The sequence below is a fragment of the Streptomyces sp. NPDC041796 genome (assembly GCF_055590785.1).
Map to the genome: position 1 here is coordinate 2,489 of NZ_JBVJAH010000063.1, position 3,834 is coordinate 6,322.

A 3,834-nucleotide genomic window follows, 5' to 3' on the forward strand; every position below is an offset into this window, starting at 1 on the left:
AGGCACTAGTACCAGTATTGAATGGCGTATTGGCCAAGTTTGGTTCAACATTGGTGAACAGGTACGAGCCGTTTGAGTAAACACACTGCTGCAGATTGATATAGCGGGTTTTACCCATGGCGAGGGTGCCGCTAGTGTCGGTGGTAGGGGTGCCGAAGAGGCCGTTAGTGGGGCTGATAGCGAGGTTGCCACCCGACCAGACGGAAGAATCGACAGCGGTGCCGCCCTGGCCAGCGTCGGTGCTGCAGACCTGCTCAGCGCCCGGGGAAGCAGGGTCGATCGTCGAGGGGCTGAGACAAGTCCGGGTGCTGCCATTCACAAGGGTGAAGCTTTCGGGAATGGTGGTGGTCAGCGAGATGCTGGGCACGGCCCCAGTGGTGTCGTTGTTGTACCAGAGTCGAGTCAGTACCTTCTGGCCGGGATATGCGGTGACGTTCGGCGACCACGTGGCCCCGCCATCCACCGAATACAAAAGCGTCTGCGACGGAGCCGCAAACGCAGGAGAAGCACCCATCACGGCAACGCTGAGCACGCCGGCCGCCAAAGCCATCCCCGTGGCAGCCCGCAGGCGCCCACGCTGAGAATCCCAACTCATACAGATCTTCTTCCTAAACTAAAAGGCCGGAAATTTGCCCATTGTGTCGCGTAGCCGCGGAAGCCGCACTGGCCAGGACCAGGCAGCATTCCGCGGACTGACGTTTTCCGAAATGGGCGATCTGAAGGGCTCGACTGTGTGCGGATCTGGCGCCATTCCTGGCTAACAAGATGGCGGCTTGGATTCCGAAGAGCAATCCGATCGAGCGGCCCTAGTCGTTAGCCGCCACCTTCAGGCCTGGACTATAAAAATTCGTAAAATCGCTTGCCTTGTGTCTAATTAGAGCGCCTCGCCGGTAGCTTCGCGGCGACGGGCAAACCAACGGGCTGCGCCCAGGCCCCCAAGCAGTGCAGCTGATCCTGCGGCCCAGGAACTGACCAGCGGAATCGCAAGTGCAGGGTCGACAGTGATTGTTCCACTGCTGCTCGGAGTTCCGGTCCCAGCTCCGTTCAAGGTCGCGTCTTCAGAGAAGGTCTGTGTGCTGGTGACCGGGGGGGCGATCATGGTGAATTGTACGTAACCTTCGCCTCGGGTGGGGTCGGAGGTATCAAGGGGGACGGTGCTGCTATTGGGAGGGCTGAGGACGAATCCGCCGGTTGCGGGGCCGCAGGTGGGAGACGCGTCGGCAGTGTTGGAGGCGTTAGTTTCGGTATTGAATGGCGTATTGGCCAAGTTTGGTTCAACATTGGTGAACAGGTATACGCCGTTTGAGTAAACACACTGCTGCAAATTAACGTAGCGGTTCCCCAGGAGATCGAGAGGGGTAGTGCCGCTATTGACATCACTGAACACGAATCCGCCGGTTCCTCCGCCACAGGTGGGAGAGGTCTCGGCAGTGTTGGAGGCACTGGTGCCGGTATTGAATGGCGTATTGGCCAAGTTTGGTTCAACATTGGTGAACAGGTACGAGCCGTTTGAGTAAACACACTGCTGCAAATTAACGTAGCGGTTCCCCAGGAGATCGAGAGGGGCGGTGCTGCTATTGGGAGAACTGAGGACGAATCCACCCGTTCCTCCGCCACAGGTGGGAGAGGCCTCGGCAGTGTTGGAGGTGTTAGTTTCGGTATTGAATGGCGCGTTTGCCAGGTTTGGTTCAACATTGGTGAACAGATACGAGCCGTTTGAGTAAACACACTGCTGCAAATTGATATAGCGGGTTTTACCCATGGCGAGGGTGCCGCTGGTGTCGGTGGTAGGGGTGCCGAAGAGGCCGTTAGTGGGGCTGATAGCGAGGTTGCCACCCGACCAGACGGAGGAATCGACAGCGGTGCCGCCCTGGCCAGCGTCGGTGCTGCAGACCTGCTCAGCGCCCGGAGAAGCAGGGTCGATCGTCGAGGGGCTGAGACAAGTAAGGGTGCTGTTGGGTACGACGGTGAAGCCGGAAGGGAGGCTGGTGGTCAGCGAGGTGCTAGGCAGAGCCCCGGTGGTGTCGTTGTTGTACCAGAGTCGAGCAAGCACCTGCTGGCCAGGCCCCGTCGTAACATTCGGCGACCACGTGGCCCCGCCATCCACCGAATACAAAAGCGTCTGCGACGGAGCCGCAAACGCAGGAGAAGCACCCATCACGGCAACGCTAAGCACACCGGCCGCCAAAGCCATCCCCGTGGCAGCCCGCAGGCGCCCACGCCGAGAATCCCAACTCATACAGATCTTCCTTTCATGCGCAGGCCTGTAAAGCCGACGCGTACGCGCCATTGACGTGATTAGAGGCCCGAACTGGAATTTTCTTAAGATGAATGCGTGAACTTTCCATCAAAAAGGCCGCCAGGCGTTCAAGCCCCTTTCTGTTCAAGGAACCACAGCTCTTAATTAACAAGAAGCTGCCACGTTCTTTTTGCACAAGTGCGCCCACCGTGCATGGGGGCACATGCGTCCGGATTCGCACAGACGCCATATAGGAGGGAAAAGTGTCAGCAGGATGACGTCAGGGGTGTAACCAATCTGGTGTAACCAATCGAACGTAATGCAGCGAAAGCCTGGCGGGCGAAGTGCGACCCTGCCTAAAGGGTGTTGCAGAAGGCCGTGATCAGGGCATATCCGTTGCATGGCTGGGGGGTTGAGAGCCGAGCGGGTGTGGGTTGAGACGTTCACTGGCTGCGGGTTGACCAGTTGGGTCGGCTACTGAAAGCGGTCCGGGAAGCGGTGGCGAGGGCTGCGGTGGAGCCGTCCGTGGCGGCTGCCGCTGGCCGAGCGGGCACGAACGGCACCGTGTGGGAGTTCGCCCCGCTGTTCGACGTCTCGCCCGCGACCGTGGGCCGAGTGATCCGAAGGCTCGACCCGCTGCTCGCACTCGAGCCGGGCCGAACCTCTCAGCAAGCAGTCGAGCGGCTGCGGATCGTCGGCGGCACTCCGGACGCGAGAGCCCGGCGGGGCTCCGGCCCGGCCGAACACTGCAAGGCTGACGGTCCGCGCTGACGGCGCCTACATCAACACCGGCCGTCCCACACCGCAAACGCCTGGACGACCGCTGCTGAAGGGCGAGGAAAGAAGACAACGCCGCCCACCGCAAGATCCACGCCCGCGTCGAACACGCGCTTACAAGATCCTCCGCGACTGCCGACAGCGCGGTGTCGGTCTCGCCGCATCAGCCAACAGGCCAGCCGCCCGCTTCAGGCTGCGCGACCACGGCCTTCTGCAACACCCGCAGAGGTCGTTTTTCTACCGACATTTCATCCCGCAATGCAGATTTGATCCGGTTATGCCGGTCACGCCATGAGATGGCGGCTTCGCCTGTGAGCGGCGGGCCATGAGATCGGTGATCGCCAGGTGGATCAGGCTTCGGAGCGGGCGGGCAGGGATTCGCCGTCGCGGGCCAGGCGGCGGTGGAGCATGAGCCAGCCGTAGGTTCGCTCGACCGCCCACCGTTTCGGTATGGAGGTGAATCTCCTTGTGTCGGGGGTGCGGGCGGTAACCTCCAGCTCGAAACCGAGGGGCGGCATGTTCGACGAAGTGCTTGTGCTAGCCGCCGTCGACCCAAACCTTGCGGATCGTGGGGTGGGGCGGAAGCGACTCAGTGAGGCGTTTTCATCCTGAGTAGCTGCAGGTCGGTCAGTGTGTGGGTAGCTTGGATGATGGTGCTGATGCGGCGGGTGGGGCATCTGGCTTGCCGGAGGATCCGCCGGGACTTCAGCTGTGCGAAGGCGTGTTCGCCCGGGGCTCTCAGTTTGGTGTGGTCGTGGTTGAAGTGCTGGTAGTGGGTGGGTTGTTCGCGGTGGTGGTAGTAGAGGGGTGCGGACGGT

Annotated in this window: 2 protein-coding genes and 3 pseudogenes; 1 reads left to right on the forward strand and 4 read right to left on the reverse strand. The window is 61.0% G+C overall.

Annotated elements, in window-relative coordinates; genetic code table 11:
• Both ACZ6C1_RS38355 and ACZ6C1_RS38360 read right to left on the reverse strand, forming a co-directional pair.
• On the reverse strand, positions 1-595 hold a 595-nt coding region (locus tag ACZ6C1_RS38355; protein ID WP_469247674.1), incomplete at its 3' end, for a hypothetical protein.
• A gap of 279 nt (positions 596-874) precedes the next feature.
• Positions 875-2,158: a hypothetical protein gene (locus ACZ6C1_RS38360; protein WP_469247675.1), complete on the reverse strand. Its 1,284-nt coding sequence runs from the start codon at positions 2,156-2,158 to the stop codon at positions 875-877.
• Between the two features lie 601 nt (positions 2,159-2,759).
• On the opposite strand from ACZ6C1_RS38360, the pseudogene ACZ6C1_RS38365 reads away from it, so the two are divergent.
• A pseudogene (locus ACZ6C1_RS38365) lies at positions 2,760-3,173 on the forward strand (IS5/IS1182 family transposase); the annotation flags it as partial.
• 126 nt (positions 3,174-3,299) lie between these two features.
• Here ACZ6C1_RS38365 and ACZ6C1_RS38370 read toward each other — a convergent pair.
• Positions 3,300-3,592, reverse strand: a pseudogene (locus ACZ6C1_RS38370) (transposase); the annotation flags it as partial.
• Positions 3,593-3,605: 13 nt separating this feature from the next.
• A pseudogene (locus tag ACZ6C1_RS38375) lies at positions 3,606-3,834 on the reverse strand (hypothetical protein); the annotation flags it as partial.